Origin of the sequence: Cyanobium sp. Cruz-8D1, assembly GCF_024345975.1 — a bacterium.
GTDB lineage: Bacteria > Cyanobacteriota > Cyanobacteriia > PCC-6307 > Cyanobiaceae > Cyanobium.
The window spans coordinates 1-2280 of sequence record NZ_JAGQCD010000104.1 but is presented as its reverse complement, the minus strand read 5'-3'; the positions used below and the strand labels follow the sequence as shown (position 1 = coordinate 2280).

Below are 2280 nucleotides of genomic sequence, written 5' to 3'. Positions count from 1 at the left end.
GGCCTGGCTTGTTTGTTCATTGGCATGGTGAACGGGCGGTGGCTGGATGACAGGAGCCGTATGACGCGAGAGTGTCACGTACGGATCTGTGGGGGCCTCGGGGGGAAGTTCCCCGGGGCTACCCGGCTGCTCGGAGGACGCGGAAGGCTGACCAGTGCCGCGTGCCGGCGGAAGGTGATCGAGCTGATCGGCGAGGCGAATGCCGCTGGCGCGAGACTGCTTAGCGCCTGCGGTGAGATCGGCATCTGCCTGCGCACCCTCAAGCGCTGGCGGAAGGCCTTTGGTGGTGATGGGGACGGCGAGGATCGCCGTAAAGGCAGCCCCCGCGATGTCGCTCACCGCCTGAGCGAAGAGGAACGCCAGCGAATCCTGCTCACCTGCAACCAGCCGGAGTACGCCTCGCTGCCGCCGGGACAGATCGTGCCGGCCCTGGCTGATCAGGGGCTGTTCATAGGCTCAGAGAGCAGCTTCTATCGGATCTTGCATCAGGCTGGACAGTGCCACCGGCGAGGGCGGGCCCGGCTGCCGCAGGAACCGCGCTCCATGCCACGTCTGATGGCGGATCGCCCCAATGCGGTCTGGTCGTGGGACATCACCTATCTGCCGACCACGGTGCGGGGTGTGTGGCTGTACCTCTACCTGGTGATCGACGTCTGGAGCCGCAAGGTGGTGGCCTGGGATGTGGCCGAGGTGGAGTCAGCCGATATCGCGGCGGATCTGGTGCAGCGGGCCTGCCTCAAGGAGCGCTATCGCCGACCCAGGGGTTTCGGCGCCAACCAGCCCCCCCAGCAGCCGCTGATCCTGCATGCCGACAACGGCAATGCCATGCGCGCCGCCACGCTGGAATCACGGCTGGAGGAGTTGGGTGTCCTGCGGTCGTTCTCGCGGCCCAGGGTTTCGAACGACAATCCCTTCTCGGAAGCCCTGTTCCGCACGGTCAAGTACCGGCCCGACTACCCAAACCGGCCATTTGCCAGCAATGAGGAGGCGTGCGAGTGGGTGAGGACGTTTGTGGATTGGTACAACCACCAACACCGCCACAGCGGAATCAAATTCGTCACGCCTCACCAGCGACACAGCGGTACCGCCATGGCAATTTGCCAGCAGCGAGCCAACGTCTACGAGAAGGCCCGCCAGGCCCATCCAAGACGCTGGAGCCTGTCCACTCGCTGCTGGCGCCAACCCGAAGAAGTGTGGATCAACAAGCCAACAGAGGAGTCCGATCCGATCCGCGCGCTACACTTAATCGAGGCCGCCTGAATGGCAGCCAAGGAGTGACACCTTCCCTGAAAGTCACCGCGGCGGCTTTTTCATGTCCGTAGAGACCCTGCAAATTGCTGATTATTCGAGGTGCCCCCTAGCCGTTTCTCAGGATCAGTGCCTCAGTCGATCAACTATACCTCCATACGGCATCTCTTCATTTCTGTGAGACCGATAAACAAACTCACCATCGACAGGTGCCACCCCAGTCTAAAATATTTCCACCGAGGTAGGCATCATCCACATCACCTTTACCCTCATGACAAAGGCCCCATCTTGCTCTTTCATAGACTGCAGGATCTCATCGTGAAAATGTCATTCTGTGTGGTTATTCACTTTGAGATGGTGCCCTAGAGCAAGTGAGGAGATGCCAGTCTCGGCCTCACCCACTGGGTAGAAAGCAAGGAACTAGTCGGGCAGCGGCAACGTGTTCACTTCCAAGAGGGTGCTGCCGGCTGTAGAGGTCTGCTCTCAGTAGCTCGGTATTGAATGCGCTTGTGGCTCTTGCCATGGATGAGCGCATACTCACAGCTCTCATAGTTTTGGCACCTAAAATATCTGGCCAGCGCATCAGCTCCAGAGTGGCTCTCATATTGAAGAAGTCGAAGGGCTTTGGTCACCTTGGGGCTGTAGAGCGCGATGTGCTATGGCCGCGACAGGATAGCCCGAAACTGGATACAATTCGTGATCATATCTTGCTTGGTACATGTTGTTTGTACAAGATAGTGTGACTCGGGCGCCTGAGTTTGCGACCTAATCAAGTCTCTTTGCGGCATCGGACTTTATTGCAGCTTGTGATGAGCTAGCCTTTCTAGGCATAATAACAGCATTTGCCAAGAAATGGCCTCTCCCTTGTTCCGCGGCTGGAATCTAGTGCACTGTCCCGCAATTAATTGCTATAATATGAGGCGTAATCGAGCTGTGCGACTCAATGCCTATCGGAAGACCGATGCCGCCCTTGAAGCTTTCCGAGGAAGAGCTTCGTCAGCTGCAGAATATCGCCAATTCACGCTCAATGCC

At 58.4% G+C, this 2280-nt stretch carries 1 protein-coding gene; it reads left to right on the top strand.

Features of this window, described 5'->3' with window-relative positions:
* Window positions 1-174 precede the first annotated feature (174 nt).
* The gene (locus KBZ33_RS21375) at window positions 175-1260 is read left to right on the top strand and encodes an IS3 family transposase (RefSeq protein WP_255012031.1); all 1086 of its coding nucleotides are present in this window, start codon (window positions 175-177) and stop codon (window positions 1258-1260) included.
* Window positions 1261-2280 lie beyond the last annotated feature (1020 nt).